This is a genomic window from Methanohalophilus halophilus (assembly GCF_001889405.1).
Taxonomy (GTDB): Archaea; Halobacteriota; Methanosarcinia; order Methanosarcinales; family Methanosarcinaceae; genus Methanohalophilus; species Methanohalophilus halophilus.
Genome location: NZ_CP017921.1, coordinates 580,937 through 605,226 on the forward strand (window position 1 = coordinate 580,937; position 24,290 = coordinate 605,226).

The 24,290-nt window shown below is 38.5% G+C and carries 26 protein-coding genes; 16 read left to right on the plus strand and 10 right to left on the minus strand.

What is annotated here, in order from left to right; translation table 11 throughout:
- Positions 1-77: 77 nt before the first annotated feature.
- Both BHR79_RS02940 and BHR79_RS02945 read left to right on the plus strand, forming a co-directional pair.
- Entirely contained in the window at positions 78-3,230 is a 3,153-nt protein-coding gene (locus BHR79_RS02940; RefSeq protein ID WP_072560984.1) for a right-handed parallel beta-helix repeat-containing protein, read from the plus strand.
- Between the two features lie 80 nt (positions 3,231-3,310).
- Positions 3,311-3,835, plus strand: coding sequence for a metal-dependent hydrolase (locus BHR79_RS02945; protein WP_072560986.1), 525 nt, complete (start codon positions 3,311-3,313; stop codon positions 3,833-3,835).
- A 3-nt stretch (positions 3,836-3,838) separates the two neighbouring features.
- On the opposite strand, the gene BHR79_RS02950 is transcribed toward BHR79_RS02945, so the two are convergent.
- Positions 3,839-5,161, minus strand: coding sequence for an ATP-binding protein (locus BHR79_RS02950; protein WP_072560988.1), 1,323 nt, complete (start codon positions 5,159-5,161; stop codon positions 3,839-3,841).
- Positions 5,162-5,436: 275 nt separating this feature from the next.
- Here BHR79_RS02950 and BHR79_RS02955 point away from each other — a divergent pair, with 275 nt between their 5' ends.
- The 6 genes from BHR79_RS02955 to BHR79_RS02980 all read left to right on the plus strand — a co-directional run bounded on the left by BHR79_RS02955 (position 5,437) and on the right by BHR79_RS02980 (position 9,965).
- On the plus strand, positions 5,437-5,625 hold the full coding sequence (locus BHR79_RS02955; protein ID WP_072560990.1) for a YgiT-type zinc finger protein: 189 nt from the start codon (positions 5,437-5,439) through the stop codon (positions 5,623-5,625).
- Positions 5,626-5,805: 180 nt separating this feature from the next.
- A complete protein-coding gene (locus BHR79_RS02960) occupies positions 5,806-6,273 on the plus strand; it encodes a DUF6978 family protein (RefSeq protein ID WP_072560992.1) in 468 nt (155 codons plus the stop codon).
- 15 nt (positions 6,274-6,288) lie between these two features.
- Positions 6,289-7,056, plus strand: a complete 768-nt coding sequence (locus BHR79_RS02965) for a DUF1828 domain-containing protein (protein WP_072560994.1) — start codon at positions 6,289-6,291, stop codon at positions 7,054-7,056.
- 420 nt (positions 7,057-7,476) lie between these two features.
- Positions 7,477-8,373, plus strand: a complete 897-nt coding sequence (locus tag BHR79_RS02970; protein WP_072560995.1) for a hypothetical protein — start codon at positions 7,477-7,479, stop codon at positions 8,371-8,373.
- A 177-nt stretch (positions 8,374-8,550) separates the two neighbouring features.
- Complete coding sequence (gene tnpA / locus BHR79_RS02975; RefSeq protein WP_072560997.1) at positions 8,551-8,952, plus strand: IS200/IS605 family transposase; 402 nt, start codon at positions 8,551-8,553, stop codon at positions 8,950-8,952.
- A complete protein-coding gene (locus BHR79_RS02980; RefSeq protein ID WP_072560999.1) occupies positions 8,949-9,965 on the plus strand; it encodes an RNA-guided endonuclease InsQ/TnpB family protein in 1,017 nt (338 codons plus the stop codon). The genes tnpA and BHR79_RS02980 overlap by 4 nt, the downstream gene beginning before the upstream one ends.
- Positions 9,966-10,044: 79 nt before the next feature.
- Here BHR79_RS02980 and BHR79_RS02985 read toward each other — a convergent pair whose 3' ends face one another.
- Entirely contained in the window at positions 10,045-10,221 is a 177-nt protein-coding gene (locus BHR79_RS02985; RefSeq protein WP_200796355.1) for a hypothetical protein, read from the minus strand.
- Between the two features lie 157 nt (positions 10,222-10,378).
- Complete coding sequence (tnpB, locus tag BHR79_RS02990) at positions 10,379-11,500, minus strand: IS200/IS605 family element RNA-guided endonuclease TnpB (RefSeq protein ID WP_072562270.1); 1,122 nt, start codon at positions 11,498-11,500, stop codon at positions 10,379-10,381.
- A 482-nt stretch (positions 11,501-11,982) separates the two neighbouring features.
- On the opposite strand from tnpB, the gene BHR79_RS02995 reads away from it, so the two are divergent.
- Positions 11,983-12,732, plus strand: coding sequence for an SIMPL domain-containing protein (locus tag BHR79_RS02995; protein WP_072561000.1), 750 nt, complete (start codon positions 11,983-11,985; stop codon positions 12,730-12,732).
- Positions 12,733-12,906: 174 nt separating this feature from the next.
- Here BHR79_RS02995 and BHR79_RS03000 read toward each other — a convergent pair whose 3' ends face one another.
- The 3 genes from BHR79_RS03000 to BHR79_RS03010 form a co-directional block, all read right to left on the minus strand.
- Entirely contained in the window at positions 12,907-13,926 is a 1,020-nt protein-coding gene (locus tag BHR79_RS03000) for a hypothetical protein (RefSeq protein ID WP_072561001.1), read from the minus strand.
- Positions 13,927-14,115: 189 nt separating this feature from the next.
- Positions 14,116-14,955: a DUF6036 family nucleotidyltransferase gene (locus tag BHR79_RS03005; RefSeq protein ID WP_072561002.1), complete on the minus strand. Its 840-nt coding sequence runs from the start codon at positions 14,953-14,955 to the stop codon at positions 14,116-14,118.
- Positions 14,956-14,968: 13 nt separating this feature from the next.
- Positions 14,969-15,886 (minus strand): winged helix-turn-helix domain-containing protein, encoded by a 918-nt coding sequence (locus BHR79_RS03010; RefSeq protein ID WP_072561003.1) that lies wholly within the window; start codon positions 15,884-15,886, stop codon positions 14,969-14,971.
- A 171-nt stretch (positions 15,887-16,057) separates the two neighbouring features.
- Between BHR79_RS03010 and BHR79_RS03015 the strand changes: the two genes are divergently transcribed.
- Positions 16,058-17,476: an AAA family ATPase gene (locus BHR79_RS03015; RefSeq protein ID WP_072562271.1), complete on the plus strand. Its 1,419-nt coding sequence runs from the start codon at positions 16,058-16,060 to the stop codon at positions 17,474-17,476.
- Positions 17,477-17,590: 114 nt separating this feature from the next.
- Here BHR79_RS03015 and rbr read toward each other — a convergent pair whose 3' ends face one another.
- Complete coding sequence (rbr, locus tag BHR79_RS03020; RefSeq protein ID WP_072561004.1) at positions 17,591-18,175, minus strand: rubrerythrin; 585 nt, start codon at positions 18,173-18,175, stop codon at positions 17,591-17,593.
- An 88-nt stretch (positions 18,176-18,263) separates the two neighbouring features.
- Between rbr and BHR79_RS10790 the strand changes: the two genes are divergently transcribed.
- On the plus strand, positions 18,264-18,386 hold the full coding sequence (locus tag BHR79_RS10790; RefSeq protein WP_268765980.1) for a hypothetical protein: 123 nt from the start codon (positions 18,264-18,266) through the stop codon (positions 18,384-18,386).
- Here the strand turns inward: BHR79_RS10790 and BHR79_RS03025 are convergent.
- The 3 genes from BHR79_RS03025 to BHR79_RS03035 form a co-directional block, all read right to left on the minus strand.
- Entirely contained in the window at positions 18,377-18,649 is a 273-nt protein-coding gene (locus tag BHR79_RS03025) for a type II toxin-antitoxin system RelE family toxin (RefSeq protein WP_072561005.1), read from the minus strand. The genes BHR79_RS10790 and BHR79_RS03025 overlap by 10 nt on opposite strands.
- Positions 18,646-18,876 carry a DUF7557 family protein gene (locus BHR79_RS03030; RefSeq protein ID WP_072561006.1) on the minus strand — a complete coding sequence of 77 codons (231 nt, stop codon included), beginning with the start codon at positions 18,874-18,876 and terminating at the stop codon, positions 18,646-18,648. The genes BHR79_RS03025 and BHR79_RS03030 overlap by 4 nt, the downstream gene beginning before the upstream one ends.
- Before the next feature lie 112 nt (positions 18,877-18,988).
- A complete protein-coding gene (locus BHR79_RS03035) occupies positions 18,989-19,900 on the minus strand; it encodes an NAD-dependent epimerase/dehydratase family protein (RefSeq protein WP_072561007.1) in 912 nt (303 codons plus the stop codon).
- Between the two features lie 341 nt (positions 19,901-20,241).
- On the opposite strand from BHR79_RS03035, the gene BHR79_RS03040 reads away from it, so the two are divergent.
- The 5 genes from BHR79_RS03040 (at position 20,242) to BHR79_RS03060 (ending at position 24,129) form a co-directional block, all read left to right on the plus strand.
- Positions 20,242-20,409: a glycosyltransferase family 2 protein gene (locus BHR79_RS03040; RefSeq protein ID WP_083433008.1), complete on the plus strand. Its 168-nt coding sequence runs from the start codon at positions 20,242-20,244 to the stop codon at positions 20,407-20,409.
- Positions 20,406-20,507 (plus strand): UDP binding domain-containing protein, encoded by a 102-nt coding sequence (locus BHR79_RS10795; RefSeq protein WP_072562272.1) that lies wholly within the window; start codon positions 20,406-20,408, stop codon positions 20,505-20,507. The genes BHR79_RS03040 and BHR79_RS10795 overlap by 4 nt, the downstream gene beginning before the upstream one ends.
- Complete coding sequence (locus BHR79_RS03050; RefSeq protein WP_394328860.1) at positions 20,464-20,940, plus strand: UDP binding domain-containing protein; 477 nt, start codon at positions 20,464-20,466, stop codon at positions 20,938-20,940. The genes BHR79_RS10795 and BHR79_RS03050 overlap by 44 nt, the downstream gene beginning before the upstream one ends.
- A gap of 77 nt (positions 20,941-21,017) precedes the next feature.
- Positions 21,018-22,187, plus strand: coding sequence for a glycosyltransferase (locus tag BHR79_RS03055; protein WP_072561009.1), 1,170 nt, complete (start codon positions 21,018-21,020; stop codon positions 22,185-22,187).
- A 25-nt stretch (positions 22,188-22,212) separates the two neighbouring features.
- The gene (locus BHR79_RS03060) at positions 22,213-24,129 is read left to right on the plus strand and encodes a glycosyltransferase family protein (RefSeq protein ID WP_072561010.1); all 1,917 of its coding nucleotides are present in this window, start codon (positions 22,213-22,215) and stop codon (positions 24,127-24,129) included.
- Positions 24,130-24,290: the final 161 nt, after the last annotated feature.

Consider the following 24,290-nt stretch of genomic DNA (forward strand, 5'->3'; position numbering starts at 1 on the left):
CATGGGTATGCAAACCTATAAGGCAAGGATTGTACAAAAATTAGATTTATATTTATGTATACTTGCAAAGATATATAATGATTGAAGAAGGGGCACCAATGTTAAAAATAGAAAAATTATCAAGAAAACAAACTATATTGAAACTTTCAATTATGTTTATTTTGCTATTCACAATTATAACACTACTTTCTGGAATTACATATGCACTCCCAAATTACGAAATTGATTCGTATCCCGATGACTATACACCCAATCCCCAGGAAATATTGCTTATCAACGATACAGGAACAATTAAAGGACTCTGGATGGGAAATTCATCTGGAGTTTTTTATTATAACAATACCACCAGCAGTTGGTATAAAGAAATAGATGGCGGCCTCAAAACAATAGCCGTACAAAGGGCCATCGATAATTCTACCACGAATGAAAACACAATAATCGTGGGTGAAGGGGCCTATGATGGAACTTTAAATATCGATATAGATGATTTGGAATTAAAAATCCATGGAAACAGACCAACAATAGATGGCCTAAATTCATTTTATACAATCCAAATCTCATCCGACAATGCTACATTGGAAGGTTTCAGGATAACTGGAGCAGACAGCAATGGAATATATCTTCGAGGCATTAATAATACAATCAAAAATAATACAGTACAATATAATGGACAGGGGATTGCTCTTTCCACCAGCAGCAATAATTCAATAATAAACAATGCAGTTCAATACAATAGTTGGCATGGAATCGCCATCACAGGTTCCTGCAATAATAACTTTATAGCAAACAATACAGTTCAATACAACAGCTTTTTTGGAATTTGGATATTAAGCAGGAATAACTTACTGGAAAACAATACAGTATGTTATAATGAAGATGATGGTGTCTACATTGCGAGTACTAATAATACGTTAAATAAAAACGATATATACAGCAATAAAGGCCATGGTACCAATATTCATACATCTTCTGATGCTCATGTGGGAAGCAATAATACGCTAATAAATAACAATATGCATAATAATACCTACAGTGGAATCTCAATTGGTAAATATTATCAAGCCACTGTGGGCAGTACTAATAATACACTAATAAATAATAATATACACAATAATACTCAGTATGGAATCATTGTTGGAGAAGATTGCTCGAATAATTCTATCAAGAATAATGCCATACGAAATAATACTGACTATGGCATACGATTTTTTGGTTCGAATAATCTTTTGAAGAATAATGAATTTACTGAAGATGGCTTGTTTTTAGAATCTTTTGACAATATTATAGCAGATAATACTGTCAATAATAAACCCCTTGTATATCTGAAAAATGTAACTGGTGAATTTGTTGATAAGGCAGGACAGGTAATACTGTTAAAATGCAACAATATCACTTTTAAAGATATGAAAATAGAGAATACAGATACTGGAGTATATCTGCACCAGACAAACGATACAAGATTTTATAATTGTACCATCAGGGACAATTCTTATGAGGGTATTCATCTCCGGGGCCAGGATAATATCTTAAAAAACGTTACAATCGTGGAGCATGGCAGTAGTGGGATTGAAATATTGGGTGACAATAATACTGTCATAGATAGTACTATCAGGGATAATGGTAGATTTGGAATCGACACCAGAGGTTTGAATAATATCTTGAATAACGTTGTAGTACAAAACAATGCTGCAGATGGCATTGCACTTTCAGGTAGGAGTAATATCATCAATGATAGTACTATCAGGGATAATGGTAGATATGGAATAGATATCGACGGTTTGAATAATACCCTGAATAACAGCATCATACAAAACAATACCGAGAATGCTGTTTATTTCAGAGGCGATAGTAATATCTTAGTAAATAATATTATACAATACAATAAAGCTAATGGGATCTCATATTCAGGCAGTAATAATGTTATGAAAATGAATACTGTACGACATAATAGAGAATATGGTATCTGTCCTAATCGTTATAGTTATCCTAACAGTTTCAATGAGTTGAAACATAATACAGTACAAAACAACAGTAATGGAATTTATTTCAATGATAATCGGGGAGTATTACACAATAATACTATAGAAGACAATACTTTAAATGGTGTAATACTATCTGGTAGTGATAATGAGGTCAGTCATAACACGATAGAGAACAATACTGACAGTGGAATCAAAATTTATAGTAGTTTTGGGTCTACATTAGAAAGTAATACAATCGTAACTAATAGTATTGGAATTAATCTGATAAAAAGTGCATCTAATATTTTTTATCAGAACACAATTGCAAATAATACCCAGCGCAATATCCAATCAATGGGACCACCCAATTACTGGACTTCTCCCGATAATATAACATATAGTTATGAAGGTAAAGAGTACACCAGCAAACTGGGTAATTACTATGGAGATTATGACGGAAATGATACCGATGGAGATGGAATAGGGGACACTTTAAACTATACCATTGATTCAGGAAATATTGATACTCGACCATTAGTACTGCAATGGGAAGAAATTACAAAATCTTCATCGACATCTGATACATTTGCTGAAACCACAGAACAAGATTCCAATGGCCGCACATCTGTGGGCCCAAGTATACCCCCAGAAGCAGTTGATATAACTAATTCTAATATAAAGTCAGTAACTGGCGGCTCAAATGTAAAGTATGATTTCTCAGACAGTGAGGGGCCTGTAATGGGCATCAGTTTTGATGCAAAGGATAACGAGGGCAATGTGGTCGCAAAGGTACAGGTACTGAAAGAGAAACCCGATGATGTCGATGAGCCTTCAGGCAAATCCTACCGGGTCCTGAGCATGAGCGTAGGTAGCGAGGGTACTATCAACGAAGATAATGCTGATAACATCCTAATTGATTTTAAAGTTAGTTGGAATTGGATAAAGGAAAATGATATCGATCCTGCAACAATACATATGGCCAGATTCCATGACGGACAATGGCAGGACCTTCCAAGCAACAAGGTTGGAGAGGATGATAAGTTCCTGCATTTTGTTGCTGATACACCCGGATTCTCTTTATTCAGCATTATTGGAGATGAAAGAGAAGCGATCGAAGAAGTGATTCCGGAAGAACGTGAAGTTGAAGAGGTAGCAGATGAACCTGCCTCTGAAGAGGAAAGTGCTAAGACACCTGGATTTACTGCTCTCTTTGCGGTAGCAATCATTGCAGGTGCAGCACTGCTAACCAGACAAAAAAGCAATCGTTAAAATTGAGCAGGATATTTTCCTGCTCCAAATTTGACAAATAACCGAAACCTTGAACACATCAATCGATTATTCCACAACCAATGTTTGTGTTTGGCCACCTGGGATTAACTATACTTGCCTTCTATCTGGCAGAGCAATGGCTGCCCAGGTTGCAGGGCAAAGTCAATTATGGATTTGTGGCGGTCGGAGCGCTGCTGCCAGACCTGATCGATAAACCGCTGGGCCGGTTTTTGCTGGCGGATTCCCTGGCAAGCGGCAGGGTTTTTGCCCATACCTTAATATTCTGGATACTGGTTTGCCTCATTATTGTTTTAATATGGCAGAAGTGGCGAGCAGATTTTTTATTGGTATTGCCCGGTGCAGCAGTTTTGCATTTATTGGAAGACTCGATGTGGCAGACTCCCGAGGTTTTGTTCTGGCCGTTTATGGGATGGAGTTTCCCGGCCGATGAGATTGCAGGCGGTTTTCTGGATTACCTGATGCACGTGTTCGACAACTGCTATGATCCGGCCATATCGATGGTTTTTGTATCGGAAATTTTCGGGATCATGATCTGCATGGTGGGTGTTGTGCGATGGTACAGGGGAAATAGGAATTGGCAGTGAACATCAAATGTTTGCAGAATCCGTTTCAAGTAACCAGTACCACAGAGGTACATAATTGATTATTTTGCCGTTTACATCTTCACTATCAAAAAGATCAGCCGTTATTATAGTTCCTTCCTGAAAACCAAAATGGTCCATTGCCGAAAGTAATCCCTGAATTTCCCTCTGCTTTGTATCAGGATCTGAGATGTCGACACTTACCTGGATCAAACTTGTGGGGTGCAAACCCTGTTTTGTAACAAAATCTACTTCCAATCCTTTTTGGTCTTGCCAATAATAGATGTCTTCGCCACTTCTTAGAAGTTGAATGAAAACTATATTTTCATACAGCCTGCCAAGATCATCTGAGAATCGGAATGAAACTGCATTCAACAAGCCAGTATCTATGCAGTATAGTTTTTTAGGCTTGTTTATCTGCTTTTTGAGGGATGCGTCATAATGATTGATAGTAAACAACAGGAAAGCGTCTTCAAGATAAGAGACATAGGTGATCAGGGCATCGGTACTCAGGGATGTATAACTGGCAAACAATTTGCGCAGCGAGTTGTAGGTATGGGGTTTGGCGATATTTGATATGCAAAAAAGTGCAAGTTCATTGAATATGCGGGTATTGCGTATCCTGTGTCTGCTAATGATATCCCGGTAGATGATGTCGTCAAAATAGGACTGCAACAATTCTTTATGGTCAATTGAGGGATAGAATATAACTTCCGGAAAACCTCCTTTCCTTAAATACTCATTGAATTTAGTTTTCATTTCAACATTCTTTTTTGAGAACGGCAATGTCTCGATATCAAAATCTACTTTCTGGCTGCGAAGAAATTCGGCGAAACTGAAAGGAAACATCCGGGTAGTCAGATGTCTGCCTGTCAGGCGTGAAGAGACATCCTTTGCAAGCAGGGATGCATTGGAGCCGCTTATTATGAGTTTGACGTTTTTCCGCCTATCATAAACTCCTTTCATCCATCTTTCCCATCCCGGAAAGTTCTGGATCTCATCAAGAAATAGATATAATACGTCTTCCTCAGAAGCCGGGAAAAGTTCCCTGAAAGTGTCTATCAATAATGCCAACTCGTCTCCCTTAAGAGGCTGGAGCCTGTCATCATCAAGATTGAAGTAGAGAATACTGGTTTTGGGTACCCCTCGTCCAAGCAATTCGGAAATCAGTTGATACATATAATAGGTCTTGCCGCAGCGGCGCACGCCTATAATATCATTGATATGGGGTGCATCTATGTTAGTTTTGCATGCCCTCTGCTGAAACGGCGGCAACTCCCTTTCCTGCCATTCGACAATTGCCTTTTTGAGTTTGACCCGTGTATCCATTATAGATTAATTTGCCTGCATATATTATAATTTTATCGACTGTGTTCGACAAATATGCGGTTTTTTATCGTATATAAACGACAAACTTCCAGAAATATTTGTATTGGACCAAATTAGGTCTGCATGTCTATTAATGAATTCACTTATTATTGTCACAACATTTATTGTCCAGACAATAATGTATGAAATCAAGCCTTAGAAACTGACGATGTGGGTTTACCAAAAATACCTTCCAGACAAAGACTATTTGGACAATTCAGAATATACGGATCAACATGTTACCGGACAATTGCAGTTTCTGTCAGGGGAAACTGGTTGAGAAAAACACCGAAGTGGAAGTCAAAAAAGCGGATGGGGAAAGTGTTTCTTTGAGAGTGCCTGCCTACGTTTGTGAGACCTGCGGAGAGGTTTACTATAAGCCCGAGGTTTCCCGGCAACTTGACAGGATTGCTTATAGCAGGTGAGGGCCTCCATAACTGCACAGGGACATATATCATGTCCATTTTTGTTCACTTAATATAAATAACATGTGAACAAATTTACCCATAGTCCTTAATTTGGCTGCAAATCAACTGCACCCTAACGGAAGGGGCTTGAAAGAATTTGATACAAGTCAGGAGACCATCACTTAAGGATGCGGGATAATGTTAAATGATGATGAAATACAATCTCTGATTGGTGAAACAAAACCAGTTTCGGCGTTGTCCGTAAAAGATATTCGACCAATATTGAAAAAAGGTAGGCAGTACAAGGAATACGATCTACCATTAACTTCCTCTAATGGAAATAGATTCCAAATCCGCATCCGTGTTAATGATAACAACCCATTTGACTTCTCAGTTATTTTGATGTATCAAGAACCACAAAGCAAATTTTGGTATATTTTGAGACGATACAACGGTAAAAACCATACTCACAAGAATAAAATTGAAAAGGAAAAAATTCGTGGGTACCATATACACAAAGCAACAGAACGCTATCAAAAGAGTGGATATAATATTGATGGATATGCGGAAGAAGCATTCACCTATTCTAATTGGCACGATGCACTAAGCGTCATGTTGGATGATTGCAACATAAAAATAGAAGGAAAAACAATATATGATTATTGAAACGGAGTGTTAAACATGGAAACGGATCTGATAAAGACTCTACGGGAATCCGTGTGCCAGGAGTTAGAGATTTTCCAGGAAGGAAAAGAACGATACGTAGTAGATACTCCGTTTGGATTTGATGATGGTGATTCTTTTGTAATAGTGCTAAAGAAAGATGAAGGCGGTTGGCACTTTACAGATGAAGGTCATACTTTAATGCATTTATCATATTATGATCTCGATATCCCCTCTACAAAAGGAAAAAGACGTTCATTTTTCAATAATATATTGGAAACGCATAATATAGAAGACCGAAATGGCGAACTGATTATTAGAATTGAAAATGAACAATATGGGGATTCTCTTTTTAGTTTCATACAGGCACTTACAAAAATAACAGATTTATCGTTCATCAGAAAACAGCACATATCCTCTTTATTTAAGGAAGATTTTAAGGAATATATGAAACAGACCTTTGGAGATAAATGTACTTTTAGTTATAGTGAGCCAAAGCATGACCCAGACGGCAACTATGTTGTCGATTGTTATGTCGATTTAGACCGGCCACTGTTGATTTTCGCACTTACAGGCGATTACAGGTGCAAAGACGCTATCATAACATGTTTGGCCTTCAAAGAATGGGGATACACATTTAATTCTATTGGTGTTTTTGAAGAAAGTAAAAACATTAGCCCAAAGGTTTTAGCTCAATCCATGGATTGGGTCGATAAGCAATTTTCAACATTGACATCCGCAAAGGAACTAATGCCTGAGTATACCAAAAAAATGGCCTTATGCTAACTAAATTTGTTTAGATATGTACTGTCGGACAGGCAGCATCTGTATTGTGTGGTAGCCAGCAAATAATTGCAAGGATTTATATCACAAAAAATGATTAATATACACCTAATATTAACTTGATAGGTTATGAGATTGGAGGAAGGGTGGTATGAGCGGATGGAGGGACCGGATAAAATAGAGGGGATTGTGATGTATTGGGGGTACAATGATGTTTTAGCCCGATCCCGTTCACCTAATGATGATACAAAAATATTAGTTATGTTATATAAGTGTGGCTGTTTTCATTTATGAGCCGATTTATGTCAAATACTCCTCCTTTACGGAAGGATTCTCCTGTTTCAAAGAGATGAATCCCATCAGCATCCAAAAGATATGTATAAATGCACAACTCTATATGTTTGATTACAAAGAGGGGATCAAATGCCAATAACCATAGAAGAAGTACTAAACCGGGGCTTTACTGCCTGGACTAAGAATTTGAAGATATCAGTTCCTTTCATTCTGTCGGTTATCATAATAGGTATTATCTGGATAGCTTACATGCTTCTGTTTGTAGCAGCAGTAGTACCATCTGTAGCGCCACTGATGGCCGACCCTGTCATGGGCGATATTATTGAAGCAATCACTCCACATATTATGTACTTAGGTGGGGGATTTGCAATATTGCTGATAATCAGCTCTTTAATAGAGGTGTTCTTTACAGCCGGTGCAATCGGCATGGCAAAAGATGTAGCACTAACTGGCAGGACCAGTTATGAAGAGATGATCGATTCCGGGAAAGCACATTTTTTCAATTACTTCCTGTTGCAGATATTGTTTTACCTGATAATACTGGCAGGCGTTGTATTTGTCCTACCCGGTATTTTGCAGGTAGGCGACCTTACCAACCCTGATGCGATAATGCAAAATCTGTTAGTACTCGGTGCTGGATTTTTGCTCTGGATTATTTATGGTATCGCAGTAAGCATCATATTAGCAGTATCCTACTACGCACTTGTTGTTGACAATCTCGGACCGATTCAGGCTCTAAAGACCGGGTACAGGTTCTTTCTTAATAACAAGGCCGCTGTTGTGATATTGTGGTTACTTACTATTGTGGTGGTTGTTGCACTCAATTCTCTTAGTTCATTATTTGCCTCGTTTGAGTATCTTTCAATTATATGGAGTATCATAAGCACTGTGCTGAGTGTTGTCGTAATACCTGCAGTATTCACGTTATGGTGGACTTTCCTGTACATGGGAAAAACCGGCCGGGATGTACGGGATCCCAAAAATATTGATGATCGTAAAACCACTGAACCGGAATCAACTGAATGAGATCTTAATTACAAATTTTGATTTAAGATCTCTTTTCTATTTTTTACGAGTGACGGGGTGCAGGGGCAGAGAAAGCCCATGAGTTCACTCATGGGATGAATCGTGTCCCGCTTCCTGTTATGCACTGCATCTATATGTGGGAAAAGCATTATATATTTGTCGAGCATATACTAAACTGTGGCAACAAAGAGATGGACCTGTAGTAGGACAACTGTGTACAATATAGGGTATCACTTGATATGGTGTCCCAAATATCGCAGAAAAGTTCTCGAAGAACATATCCAAAACAGACTAAGGGAACTGTTGTTAGAAAAAGCCTATGAAATCGGGATAACAATAGAAAAGATGGAGGTCCTTCCAGATCATGTGCATTTGTTTGTGAAATCCCCGCCTACAGCAAGTCCACACTGGATAGTTCAGCAATTAAAAGGCTATAGTTCAAGGATTCTCAGACAAGAGTTTCCTGAACTCAAATCGAGGTTGCCTACACTCTGGACAAGAAGTTATTATTGTGAATCGGTTGGACATATTTCGCAAAAATCCGTTGAAAAATATATCGAGCAGCAGAAGAATGTATGATATTGACCTACAAAATCAAGCATAATCGGGACTTTTCCGGACAACTCTTGAAAGCAAGGAGAATAGCCGAATATGTAGTAGCTCACAAACCGTCTTCTGCAAAATTAACTTCCAGGGATGTAAAGCATTTTGGGCTGAAATCTGTCATATCCAATCAGATTATCAGGAAATATGGACGGAATAAAAGAATAAAGAAAGTCAGTCGAGTAAATCTGATTATTCCAAATCAGGGCATACAGATTAAGGAAGATAACATCATCTATATTTCTTCTTTGAAGTTGAATCTCAAATATCAGTTTCCCGGTAACTTTGAGAAAATCAATCAGATAGAAATCAATCAAGAATATGCTTTTGTTTCTGTAACAATTCCTGAAAATACTGAATATGAACCTGAACACTGGCTGGGTGTGGACAGGAATACCACAGGACATGTAGTTGTTGCTGGTGAACCTGATAGTGGGAAGGTACTGAAACTTGGAAAACATGCACAGCACACTCATAATAAATATAAAAATATCAGGAAGCGATTGCAGAAACAGGGTAAATACAGAAAGGTCAAACAGATTAAAAATCGGGAAAGCAGAATAGTTCGTGATTTAAATCACAAGATGAGCAGGAAAATTGTTGATACTGCCAAATCAAATAATAGCGGAATTAAACTTGAAAAACTTAAAGGCATAAGGAAAAACCGCAAACATGCGAAATCATTCATGTACTCCTTGAACAGTTGGTCCTTCTATCAATTGCAAACAATGATAGAATACAAGGCCAGGCTGCTTGGAGTACCGGTTTCCTATATCGATCCGGCATATACTTCTCAGAAATGCAGCAGGTGTGGACATATTGGAGACAGGAATGGCAAAGTATTTGAGTGTCCTGCATGTGGACACATTGATCATGCGGATGTTAATGCAGCTTTCAATATTGCGTTATCTCCATGCATGAGTCAATCCAGTGCAGAAAGTGATGTACTGGAAGGGAGTACTGATGCCCCTAAAGTGGCAATGGCTTGAAAGCAGTCAACCACAGAACCCCACGGACTTTAGTCGTGGGAGTATGTCAGTAATCGAGGAAGGTGTGCTAATAAAAAAATTATTGTTTGTTAATACCAAATCTTTCCTCAAACAATTCTGCGATTTTATAGGAGAGGGTATTTAGATAGACGGTGCCCCAGAAAGCTACTACAATCGATCCTATCAAATTGAATAGCATGTCATCCATTGTATCATGAATACCATGCTGCACAAGAAAAGCGTCTATTCCAAGCATCAATGCCAATTCATCGGTTATGAATTCCAGAATCTCCCAAAAAATTACACCTACTGAAAGGGTGAACTACACCACGCTTACGCATGGTGCTTCCTGCTTCATTCTTTGAACTTATGTTCACAAGTCCACAGGCTCTTCCCGTAGTTCCTACGGTGCTTCAAATGCCTATCAAATTCTGTTTATTTAAGGCAAACTTCTTAATGTTGATTGCAGCATTGACATCTCTGTCATGAGATGCACCACAATCAGGACATTGCCATTGCCTATCTGCAAGTGTCAGGTCTTTATTGTAATATCCACACACATTACAAATTTTAGTCGATGGCTCAAACTGCCCAATTCTCAAAATAGTTTTGCCATACCACTGTGCTTTATACTCCAACTTTGACACGAAAGAGCTCCATGAAGCATCAGAGATGGATTGAGCAAGACAATGATTTTTCAACATGCCGTTAACATTTAATGTTTCCAGTGCAATTGCTTGGTTCTCGCTTATCAATCTGGAACTTAATTTATGCTGAAAATCATGTCTCTGATTGCTTATATTTTCATGAAGTTTTGCGATTGCTATCTTAACCTTTTCCCTGTTTTTCGAACCTTTTTGCTTTCGTGAAAGACGTTTGTGCAAGACTTTCAGTCTCTTGATTGACTTTTTCAAATTCGATGGATTTGCGATTTTGGTACCATCTGATATTATTACAAAATCCTTGATACCTACATCTATACCCACCGTATTGTTTTCCGAAAATTCCGATTTTTTCGGGGTTTCCAGACCACTATCTACAAGAATACTAATGTAGTATTTTCCGGTAGGTGTGCGTGATACTGTAGCGGTTTTTAGGTCTCCATCTCCGTAGTGGCGGTGTAAAATAGTCTTGACGTTACCTATTTTCGGAAGGTATATCTTATTATTCTCAAAATCAACCTTGTAATTCTGAGGAACACTGTACGCCTGTACTGGATTTTTCTTTGATTTAAACTTGGGAAAACCCCTTTTCTCTCTGAAAAATCGTGTAAAGGCATTATCGAGATTGAGAGTAGCACCCTGCAATGACTGAGAATTAACGTCTTTGAGCCATTCGTGCTCTCCGTCTCTTTTCAAAATTGTAATTCCTTTATTCAGGTCAAACCTTGAGATTGATTTTCCATCCTGTTCATAGGATTTGATTTTGTTTTCCAAAGCCCAGTTATAGATGAATCTACATGCACCAAAATGTTTATGGAACATTTCAATTTGGTTTTTGTTAGGATACATCCGGTATCGGTAGGCTTTCAGCATGCAATTAACAATTGGACTTAACATTATATATATTTTGTACCAGATGCACGGTGTGTAGAATATGAAAGGTGGAACCATTGGTAATATAAGCAAAAAAGTTACCCAATACATCCATAATCAGGGTAAAAGTGACGCTTACATATCCAACGTTTCATTTCAAAGAAATGAAACTTCCATTAAATCTCTGATTTGATGAGATGCGAAAGACATAGGGTTTTTACGCTACCTTTATAAATTTATATTCTTTTTGCAAGTTTAGAATGTTTACAACCTGACAGATTTCCACAACTAACGTTCAGGTGGATATGTCAGCAGATGTCGCAGAATGCCTTTTTCACAGAGAAACTGGATTTGGAATACCTTAGCATAGCAGGTTTTTCCCTGCCTGTCTATTTTGACGTAACTTCGAACGAACTCGAACCTTAGACAATTTTTTAATACCTGCCGGTACATCTATTGTATGGAACAAAGGAGAGGATGAAATGTCCCCGGAAAATAATAAAGATAAATTATACTACATCACCATTGCACTTACAATAGTCCTGGTGCTAATGGCAGCCACGTTGTATGCGGGATCGGTCGGCGGATCAGACACAGATTCAGAAAATACTCTGCAGATGAATGGAAATGCAGAAATGATGGTTGTGCCCGATACTGCAACCCTGAACATTGGTGCAGAGATTATGGCTACCACCGCAGAAGAAGCGAGTCAGGAGAATGCAGCTATCATGAATGCGGTTATCGAGGAACTTAAAGGTCTCGGTCTGGAAGAGAAAGATATCCGTACATCACGTGTTTCTGTGAGACCTGAGTACAACTATGCAGAAAGCACACGAACGATTGAAGGGTATTCGGCTTCCAATAGTGTGCAGATTACCACTACAAACCTCGATATCCTCGGAGAGATTATTGACAGGTCTGCATCTGCAGGAGCAAATCAGATCGGAGGAATTTCTTTTAGTGTGTCTGATGAAAAACAGAAAGAAGTACATGAAGACCTGATCACTGAAGCTGTGGCCGACGCATCGTCAAAAGCTGAAATCCTGGCTGAGAATCTGGGCGTGGAGATCATAGGTGTTAAGTCATCATCGATATCCGATGGTACACAGCCAAGAACATATTATGAGGAAAGTGTGGCAATGGATGCTGCTACTGAAAAACCGGCAACACCTATTGAGCCAGGAGAGTCTAAGATATCGATGTCAGTGCAGGTTACATATATTGTTCAATAAAATTTTTGAGAAATTGATTAGAACTGCCACAAAAAGCAAAAGTCCGGGAGTTGTAGAATGGCGAATTTGCTTTCTACAATCTTCCGGGGTAACTATTATTTTAAGAAGGATGGGGAGAAAAGATACTCCGATAAGGGCTCTGCAGATTCCTCTAACTTTCACTGGTACATTTTCTCATAAGAGGTCATATTTTGCAACCATTGCTTTTGTAATATCCATCGCAGAATATCCCATTCCTGCCAGATCCAGAAGTGCCTGGGAAGTAGATACGATACGAACACCCTCTATTTCCAGAGTGTTCTGGAAAACTTCTCTGTCAGGCCTATAGATTATCGCCTTTATACTATTTGCCGGAGAGGATTCGAATAATTCTCTAAAATAATCTATATACTCATCATTCAGGTATAAGTAAACTGCATCATTACGTACGCTGTAACCGGCATACAAAGCAGCTGCCGTGTATGAAGTAAAGCCGACTGGTATGTTGTGCTGCATTGAAAATGCCCGGGTAATTTCCCTTGCTGCATGCATAGATTCACTGAAGGGAATCTGGATTTCGCAACTTTTAAGGTTGGTTAGAGGACGTTCCCAAGCAATACCATTTAGCAGTTTATCGACATTAGAAATACTTACACGGTTGTTTTCCTTTTTCACAATATTCTGCTGAATAAGTGCCTGGATTGTTTTGTGCGCCCAGCCGTACGATATATCTTCACCAATTGCCAACTGCCGGATTGAAGTTTTCTTTTCTTTCAAAAGGCGGGATACTATTTTCCATGATTTGGCCGAAGTAATTCGATGGTTGCTGGGTTTGGACTGTTTTTCAGTGGCGAGTTTAATAGACCAGGGAAGTTTTACCATGGTGATGTCCAATTGGTCCATAAGCCGTTTTTCTCGTTCAGGAAAGGATTTGGCGGCAATAACCAATTGTATTTCTTTTGGGAATTTGCTTTTTAAACAGAAATCCCGAAGAAGATTTAATCTTGCAATAACGTCTACAGTGGCTTTCGATTTAACCCCAATAAAATAGATAGTGTTATTTTCTTCTACTATTAGATCAGGATAGATAGGAAGATCCATTGCAATATTTTCGCTTAAAGTAGTGATGTCGGTATGGAGGGATTGTGGTGAAATATCCAGGTCTTTGCGGATATGGTTTTGCACGTTGTTCCAATCAGTAGTTTCTGCACTCATCTGTAACTATCACTATATAGTGATACCTATATAAACCTATCAGTGATAATCCCATATTCCCAGATAAAAGAAATATTTGCATGCACACGCATAATCAACATACGAGTGATAGTACCATGGAGCAGAGAAAGTCTATAAACTTTAGTCTTGGAAGTATGTCAGTTTCAAAAAACAGATAGTGAAATATCTTCACCTATATCTTGTATTTTGATCATGGCCTTCATCTGGTTTCAATGAAAATATTCCCTGCTTATCCTTAAGCACAACCCCTTGTTTAATAAGTTTATCAAGTATGACCTCTACATCATTTTGATCAAGCCCATCACTAATTTCAGATATTTGCCTGGGGCTCATACTCAACCTTTCTTTGATAAAACCGATAAGCATATCTTCTTCCGCAATGTCATGCAGTCTTGCAACGATCGGATGAGTTATATGATATTTATCAAAGAAGTCTTCCACTCCATCAAAAAAGAATGCCATCCAGGCATAATCATTTTGTTTATGCTCGTTTTGCCAGAAAAATTCTTTTTCTATTATATCAAAGTCCAGAACTTTGCTAAATAACGAATACATATCTTCCTGGTCTCTTTCTCTTGTTGTTATCGACTTAAAAACAAAAATATCCTCCGGGCATATCATATAAACAGAAACATGTTCCATTTTCAAGAGTTGAATAGAACGCTCTATCATGCCATCTGACAGCCGAAGTCCTCCACAAATAACATTAACAAAGATATCCCATCGAAACCCATCAGTATTTTCGAGTATCGAATTTGCTTCCATTTGTTTGTATGGACCACGAACTACAGGAATGAAATAATTTAGCGACTGCAGTGCTGTTACAATAAGACCCAATTCATGGTTAGACCTTACCACGACATCAATATCTTTGGTAGCAGCTTTATATTTTTGAAAACTCATTGAGCCACCACCAATAAGATAGAGGGTTATATGTTCGTCCAATACCTCATTGAGTTTTTCAAATTCTTTTTGTAAATATTGTTTATCAAATAATTTTGAGACCATGTATATGCACTCCTTATTGTATATCTTTTACCAAGTCGATGAATTCGCTCCATGGAAGAAGAAAACTACTATTTTTTTCCTTATCCTGTAAATATTCCTGAAGGATTTTAGCATGATCTTCCATATCATACATTTTACCAAATTTTACCAGTCCTGCAGAACCTGTTTTTAAGTAAAGGGCCAACGCATAAGAATTATATATTGAACTATGGGGATCTATCAAGATCGTGTGAAGCACGTAATCTTCAACTTTAAGATCTCTTTTACTGTAAAAATAATATCCCATGTCACTTATGACCTTCAGACTATATTTTGGAAATATACTCATTGCAGTAGGTTGTATCGATTCTTTTTTCACCGGATTATCTGAATTAATAAAATCGGTATCGATTTTGAACAAAAATTCCGGCCCTCTTTGCCAGATCAAAACAGCATTTGGAGAAATCTCTTTCAGGATTTTATTTGTCCTATATTTCCAATAGTTATCAACAAATCTTCTAATAAAAGAATGCCGTTCACTAAAAAAATATTTCTTGTTTTTTTGCAGGATTATTCCATATTTTGTGAGTTCTTCAATGGCAGATGCCACCGTTTTTCTATTCAATCCGGTTTTTGTAACAACATCACTGATCGAACATGAATTATTCAAAACTGCCAGAATATGTAGTGCTGAATTTGTAAGGATTTTTTTTAGTGGCAGACGAGGATATTCAATGAGGATATCCTCCAATGACCTAGAATGCAGTGATTCAGAACGAGTTACGTAGGTATACCGGCCTTGATTTTGTTTTACAACAAAACCGTCTTCAACGAGTGAATTTATGGATTTGGAAATTGTGGAATGATCCAGATTCAGAAGTGTTGATAACTCGGATATGGATCTCGAATGAGTTAGATGTTTGAATATTTGTATTTTAGTTAAATTCAGCATTATGGGTATATTTGTTCACATGTTATTTATATCATGTGAATAAAATTGGACATTTTATCGCTCAGGGTGTAGTGACACTATATAAACTTATCAGTGATAATACTCTTTCCAGATTCAGAAAAATCTCCAGCCACAAACATTATCAATATACGAAACACAATCATAATAAACATGTTTCGTAAATTTGTGGATCGGGGCGAAGAACTCAATTCCCTGGAAAAAGAGTATGCAAACGGCGGATTTTCCTTCACGGTAATCTACGGCCGGCGCAGGATTGGTAAAACCGAATTGATAACACATTACATCCGGGATAAGCCGCATATCTATTTCCTGGCAGACCTTAGGGGCACCTCCTCCAATGTCGAGAGGTTTAGAAAGAGGGCTGCAGATTTTTTTGATGATTTCGAACCCCGTGTGGAGGGCTTTGACGGTGTCTTTGAGTATATCGCCAAAAAGTGGGACAGAGAAGAAAAACTGGTGGTGGCAATCGATGAATTTTCCTATCTTGTGCAGCAGGACGGTTCCATTCCTTCAGTCTTCCAGTTGATAACCGACGAAATACTCAGAGAAAGACCCGTTCATCTAATCCTGTGTGGCTCTTCGATTTCTATGATGGAAAAAAGTACCCTGGCCCATTCCAGTCCCCTCTATGGCAGACGCACCGGCCAAATTCAAACAAAACCAATCCCTTTCAGGAATATTCAGCAATTTTTCCCGGATATATCATTGGAAGAATGCATGCAGATCTATGGAGTGACAGGCGGGATTCCCTATTACCTATTGTTCTTTGATCCGGAAAAAGAATTTGTCGCAAATCTTGAAAACAATGTGTTTGCCACGGATGCGGTGCTCTATGAGGAAAGCGATTTTCTGCTGCGGGAGGAGATCAGGGAGCCGGCAACTTTCATGAATATCCTGCATGCTATTGCCACAGGCGCATCCAGACCTGCAGAGATTGCCACCAGAGCATATCTTCAGCCCAAGGATCTTTCCTATTACTTGAAGATGCTTATGAAACTCGGGTTTGTAAGCAGACAACATCCGATTGCAGACAAACCTGCCACAAAAAAGACCATTTACAAGTTGGAGGATAATTTCCTGAGATTCTGGTTTCGTTTTGTATTGCCTCACAAAGATGAACTGGAGCCGGGAAATGTAGTGCCTGCACTGGAGGATATAAAAAAGAATTATGATCGTTTTCTGGGGATGACTTTTGAAGATGTAGGCAAAGAGGCATTGATCCATCTCAACTCAGCAGGCAAACTGCCCTTCACTTTTCGCAAGATCGGCAGACAATGGGGCAAAATTGCTGCAGCTACCAGGGGAAAAAATGATTACGAGATAGATCTTGTGGCCCTTAACGCAGAATCCCGGGATATCCTGTTCTGCGAATGCAAGTGGCAGAAGCAAAAGGTTGGACCGGATGTGTACTATTCCCTGAAAGAAAAGGGCGGCTTTGTGGACTGGCATCCTGAAGGCCAAAAACATTTCGCCCTGATAAGCCGGGCAGGTTTTACTTCCCGGATGCGGGAGATTGCAGAGGAAGAGAAAGTGATTCTGATTGATCTGGCAGATATGATTAAGGGATGAGATACATTCCAGTGTGATTGCTCTTTTTCAAAAAATTAGACTGATTCAGCGTTTTTATCACAAAAAATTTGAAGGAAAGGAGATTGCAATTGTTTTGCAACCTCATTAAAACTATCAGTACTCTTCGCACTTTCTCTCGAAATAATTGTAGGGATGGTCGCATGAAGGACATTCTTCGGGAGGCTGCGGGCCTTTGTGTACATAACCACATTTGCGGCAGACCCATTCGACCTCTTTTTCCTTTTTGAAAACAGTTTCATTTTCCACTTCCCTGAGAAGCTTTTCAAAGCGTTCTTTGTGATGCATTTCAGCTTTGCCGATTGCTCTGAGTCTTGCCGCGACCTCAGGCAGGTTCTCGTCTTCAGCAGTCTGTGCAAATTCGGGATACATGGTGGTGGTTTCGTAAGTCTCACCGTTGATTGCGGCTTTCAGGTTCTCGGCGGTTGTACCGTAGTCGGTCGGAACATCAGCCTGAATTTCAATGTCATCAAAGGATTCTCCACTTTCCTCTTTCAACTCATTGATCAGGCGGAAACTCCATTTTGCATGCTCTCTTTCGTTCTCGGCGGTGAGAAGGAAAAGATCTGCTATTTGCTCGAAGCCTTCCTTTTTAGCAACCTTTGAATATATTGTATACCGGTTTCTGGCCTGGCTTTCGCCGACAAATGCTTTTGACAGGTTTTCTACAGTCTTTTTCATGATTTGTTTCTCCAGATTTTGCTTTAATGAATTGTTCTGTATATGATTTAGTTAATAAATATATAATGGGTTTTTTGAACTCAATTTTTTGGAGATTAGCGAAGAACACCCCTACTACGGAGAGATAGTTGAAATGAAAAGGGGTCTCAAGCAACGGGTACTTGTCTTAAAGAGTGTTGTCAGAAGCTGGAGGAAAACATCTCAGGATTGATATTTCCGATAGATTGTTTTACGATCCCCAACTTCTACAATAAATATTAACATTCTATTGTTTTCGATTGTCAAGATGACTCTATATTCCCCAACCCGGTGAGAATATAGAGGTTGTTTACCTATGCCTTTCAATTTTTTTATGTTACAATAGGGATCGTTTTTCAATTCTTCTATTGAACTGATTATGCTCTCACTTACAGTTATAGATAGTTTTTTTAACTGTTTCAATGATTTGTTTGTATAGATTACGTCGTAACTCATAACAAACCAAGCTCTTTCTTGACCTCATCTTCACTATAGGTCCTACCCATTTTGATGTCTTCCAAAGCTTCTTCAATGTCCTGAATAGCTTCATCACTTAGTTCATCCTCGTCGATTGCCATCCTGGTTAATCTCTCGATTACAGAATTAAAGGATTCTTTTGGGTATTTTTTTAGAACTTTAAGTTTTTCTTTTGTTTGCGGATCCACACAGATAGTAGTTGCCATTTTGATTCTCCTTTACACCGATTGCAGAGACGTGGTGACATTTGTCTATAGAATGCTATAGGTATCTATAAATATAAATATCCATCCATTGACCCTTATAATCTATTCAAATTTACATTTTTGCCACAAACTCAGCCAGCCCGTCCTCCAGGGAAACTTTCGGGGCAAATCCCAGTCCTTCAGCAGCACTTATATCAGCCACGCTGTGGCGGATGTCACCTGTTCTGGCTTTCTGGTATTCTACAGGCAGGTCACTGTCAAAGACGTCCTGTACGATCTCAGCCAGCCGGTTGACCGAGGTCTGTGTGCCGGTGCCAGCATTGAAGACTTTGCCAATGGCTTCGTCCTTTTCAATCAGCAGTTGTACCAGGTTTACTATGTCGTGCACTGAAATGAAGTCGCGGGTCTGCTCCCCATCGCCGAAGATTATCGGTGATTGTTGGGCTTTTGAACGTTCGATGAATTTGGTGATGACACCGGAGTAGGGATTGGAAGGGTCCTGACGGGGACTGTAGATGTTAAAGGGGCGCAGCACTGCCACGGGCAGATCGAAGGCGCGGTGATACATCAGGGCGTATTGCTCGCCTGTGAGTTTGCTGACACCATAGGGGGAGAGGGGCTGTGTGGGATGGTTTTCATCTATGGGAGTGTATATGGTGTCCCCATAGATGGCGGCCGAACTGAAGTAGACAAAGCGTTTTAAGCTGGTCCGTCGGGCGGCTTCAAGCAGGTTGAGGGTGCCAAGGATGTTGTTCTCACAGTCAAAAAGCGGCTGGTCCAGGGAGCGGTTGACATCGATCTGGGCGGCGGTATGGATTACCACATCGGCCTGCTCGACCAGCCGCACTGCTTCGGGGCCCTGAATATCCCCGACTACCAGCTGTACTCCTGCGGGCACGTCATGTCGGCAGGGAGAAGAGGTATTGTCCAGCACGATCACTTTATTGTCTGTGCAGAAGCGGTCTGTCAGATACGAACCGACCTGGCCCAGCCCGCCGGTGATGAGGATTGTTTGGGAGTTCATGGTTTGTGGGAGGTGCTTTTTGGAATATATATTTAGTGTACACATGTATTTCAATATGATTGGAATTTGCAATATTTAGATAGCAATATCTTTTTTATAATAATAATTAGATGTATCTCAACACAGTTATATACGATGAGTCCAATCCCCATATAAATATTTCACAGGGTGGTAAATATTAACAATTGTGCATTAAATACGGTGGCGGTGATTTTCTGACGAGTGTGGCTGCTGTGCTGCCGGCAGATGACAAATATATAAGAGGAAACATGGATTCACTCCATCTTAAAATTGACCTAAACAAATAGACTTATTCAATAAATTTTTACAAAGATATTTTAATGAAATTAGTAGTAATGATTCCTGCATATAATGAAGAAGATACAATCGCTTCAGTTATTAAAAAAATACCTAGAAATTGTTGTGACGAAGTTGAAGTTCTTGTGATTAATGACGGATCTACCGATAATACCGTTGAAGAAGCCAAAGGGGCAGAGCAGATCGAATAGTTACTTCAAAGAAGAATATAGGTGATACCAGGGAATCTCCCAGTATCAAGATCATTGAAGAACTTGTGGGAAATGGGGCAAATGTCAAAAGTATATGACCCTTATGTGGAGGCGATTGATACCAGCAAGGGCACATATTATTCAGAAAAGTGTGTTGAAGATGCCCTGAAAGAAGCAGACGCCACTATTTTTGCTACGGATCATGAGGAGTTCAGGTCTCTCGATTTAGCAGGATTTGTGGGAAATCTGGCAGTGATCGATTGTAAAAATATTGTTAAGAAATGTGATGATTTGGTGTATTTAGGGATAGGAGAAATGGCCAATGAATACATTCCACAAACACCTCTTCATCCTTGCACATCAGGTGGGAGACCGCAATTCCTATCCAACCTACAAACGGCTGCTTGCAAACCAATGGCAAAGTTATCCCCTACAGAAGGAATCCCAGGAGATGCAGTTGAAGAAGATAGTGAATTTTGTGTGAGAAAATGTACCGTATTACCACAAATTGTTCCGGGAATTCGGGATTGAGCCTGCTGATATAAGGCGGGTGGAGGATTCAAATGGGAATCAATTTGAACTAACTGCATAAATGGTGGGAATTATAAATGGACATAAACGTAAAAGAAGATGAACAAAAAAATTTATTGATTTTAACTCCGGCATATCCAAACTCAGATAATTCATTTATTGGTGAGAAATTCGTAAAAGATCAAATTGCTGCCTTAAGTCCTTATTTCAAAAACATCTATGTAATTGCTCCAGTCCTGTATAGTTTCAAAAGATATAAAAAAGATAAGATGTGCCATGATTATAGCTATGATAACATCAAAGTATTTTTTCCAAGATGTTACTATATACCAATATTCTATTTTAACAAAATACTAATTGACAATCGGTTGAAAGTTTTTATTGATACAATTGAAAGAAATGGATTGAATATTGACATTATACATGCTCATATGACATGGCCCTCGGGATATATTTCTGCAAAACTAAAGGAAAAATATAATGTGGCCAGCGTTCTAACGATACATGAAAATGGAGATTGGTTTGAAAAAGAAGTAAATATGAACTATCCACTTATAAACTATGCATGGGAAAAGAATGATGTATTGATACGAGTTAACAAAAAAGATGTTCCATTATTGAAAACGTATAATTCAAATACATATTCGATACCAAACGGATATTCTTCAAATTACAAAGTTTTAGATAAATCTGAATGTCGTGAAAAGTTAAATATCGGACAGGAAAAACAGTTATTGTTCAGTGTTGGTAATTTGATTGAAAGGAAAGGTTTCAATTTTTTAACTGATGCAATTCATGCTTCTGCTAAAACAAATCCCAATATATTATGTGTTATTGGTGGTTCCGGCCCACTCAAAAATAAACTACAAAAACAAATCGATAATTTAAATATTAATGAGCATGTGGTTCTTACAGGATTCATCCCAGAAGATTTGTTGTCTGTTTGGATGAATGCCAGTAATGTTTTTGTAATGCCGAGTTTAAGTGAAAGTTTTGGCGTAGTGCAAATAGAAGCAATGGCATGTGGAAAACCTGTGGTTGCTACCCGCAACGGTGGAAGTGAGGAGATCGTAACTTCCGATGATTACGGGCTGCTGGTTGAAGCAGGTGATTCGCAGACTCTGGCCAAGAAGATTGGGATTGCATTGGATAAGACATGGGATGAAGAGAAGATTATAAATTATGCCAAACAGTACCAATGGGATAACATTGCGGAGCAGATACCGGAAATTTATGAAACAGTTTAACTAATGAGATATCTGGAAGTCTTAAATGTTTAAGCCTCAATTTGAAAAAAGTATAGATTATATTCTGGCTATTGTCGGTTTTATACTGGGGATACTCATAATTTCTCTGTATACAATGAGTCCCACCATCCATCTGGTAACCATCGGCATGGCACTTACTTTGGGCTGTGCATTGTATATAATATTAAAGAAAAGACTTCTCATTACAAACAACGTTCAAAAATCCAGCATCAATGAAAAACGAATATTAGATATTGCATATCTGCTCTTTTTCAGCCTTTCACTGATAATATGGAACACTTCAGTAGATCGGCCTTTCAGTTATTTTTTGATATTCTCTCTCTGTGCCGGAGCACTGGCTCTTTCAATCTATCTGAGTGATAACAAACTGGACTATTATATACAGTATGGAAAAATTATTCTTCTCTCATTCAACATCAAATATTCCATCTATATGCTTGCTGGCTATATTCCCGGAGTGGATACATACTGGCATTCCAAAATGAACGAATTACTTGCTTTATCAGGAAATATTGCGTCTCTGCAAGAAAAAGAATTCTACTTTCCAATTATGCACATCCAAACGGCAGTTATGGAAATCGTCTCTGCAGCACCCATTAAAGATGCCAGCAATTTTGCCATTATCGTTCCTTTTGTTATTGCAAGTACTTTTGTATATTTGGTCGGCAGAGAACTTTTCGGAGAAAAAATCGGCCTCTTTGCTATGCTACTTGTAAATTTCAGTGATTTCCACATATACTGGGGGTCTGCGCCCCAGACCACCTCTTATGGAATTATATTGTATTATCTGTTGATGTATGTATTATACAAAATATTCAGTGAAAACTTCAATCCAAAATGGATAACGATGTCAATATTTCTGATGATTACTTTGATAATTACACATGCTGTTTCTTCATTTATATTTGTAGTAACCATGTTTGCTCTGGCCATGGGTTCTTTGATCTATAACTATTGGTATGAAAAAGACAGAAAGATTCTTTACAATGGTCTATTTTTGATATCAGTTGTGGCTCTCCTGCAGCACTGGTTTATAGCCTTGTATTCCAAGGGAGGAAAACCTTTTTTTGATAAGATAGTGTCTTCATTACATTATTATGTAACCGGAGTTGCAGATTTTCTAGACAGGCCTGAAGTAATTGCAGATATTGCTACAACTCTGCCTCCATTCATAGAAAGATTTGCAGATACATTGGGATTATCACTTTACCTTTTCTTTGCAATCATGGGTTCATTACTGGCTCTTTCATACAAATACAGAAACCAGATCAATTTTAATTATATTCTTGTAATGATCATCCTGTTTGGGATCACTTTTGCCTTTCCACTCTTTGGAATCAGGAACATAATTCCAAGTCGATGGTTTGCTTTTGAATACTTTATTGTGAGTATATTTGCAGCTTTTGCAATTATCCAGTTATCTCATGTGACAAACAAGATAATCTTGAAAAAAGTATTTATAGTAACCATATTTTGTATGATGGCATTTTTTATGTCTGCCAGTACCTTTTCAGGTTCAAATGTGGATAGCCCAATATGGTTAGAAGATTCCACCATTTCCACAACGTACAATACTGCTGAAATACAGGCCGCAGAAACTATGGCACTATTTTCTGATAATTTTTTTAGTGATAGTAGATATGGAAGTTCTGTTTTAGGGGTTTATCTAAGTGATTCTGGTAGCAAGCGTAACCTAACAACTTCTTTCAATAACAAAGAACAAATACACAAAAGAAAAAAACATATTTTTCTTTGGCGAAATTATATGTTAAATCGGCCAATTAGAACTCATGTCAGAATCGAGGGATATGACCAAATTGTTGCGAAAAATGAGGTATTGGGACATAATACATTGGAAAGTTTATATAACTCACAGAAGATATATACAAACAATGAAATCATCGGATATTATGTTCGGTAATATGAGTCAAAAATGGATTAATTTTTTAATAGGCACAAATCATCATGCAGCATAGTTCAATACTCAAGAGGCTTACACATTTATGAAGAAATTAAGAAGTGTTTGGCTAATATATGTGTTAAATTTGATAGTAATTCTAAAATAATGCCGCCGTACCAGAG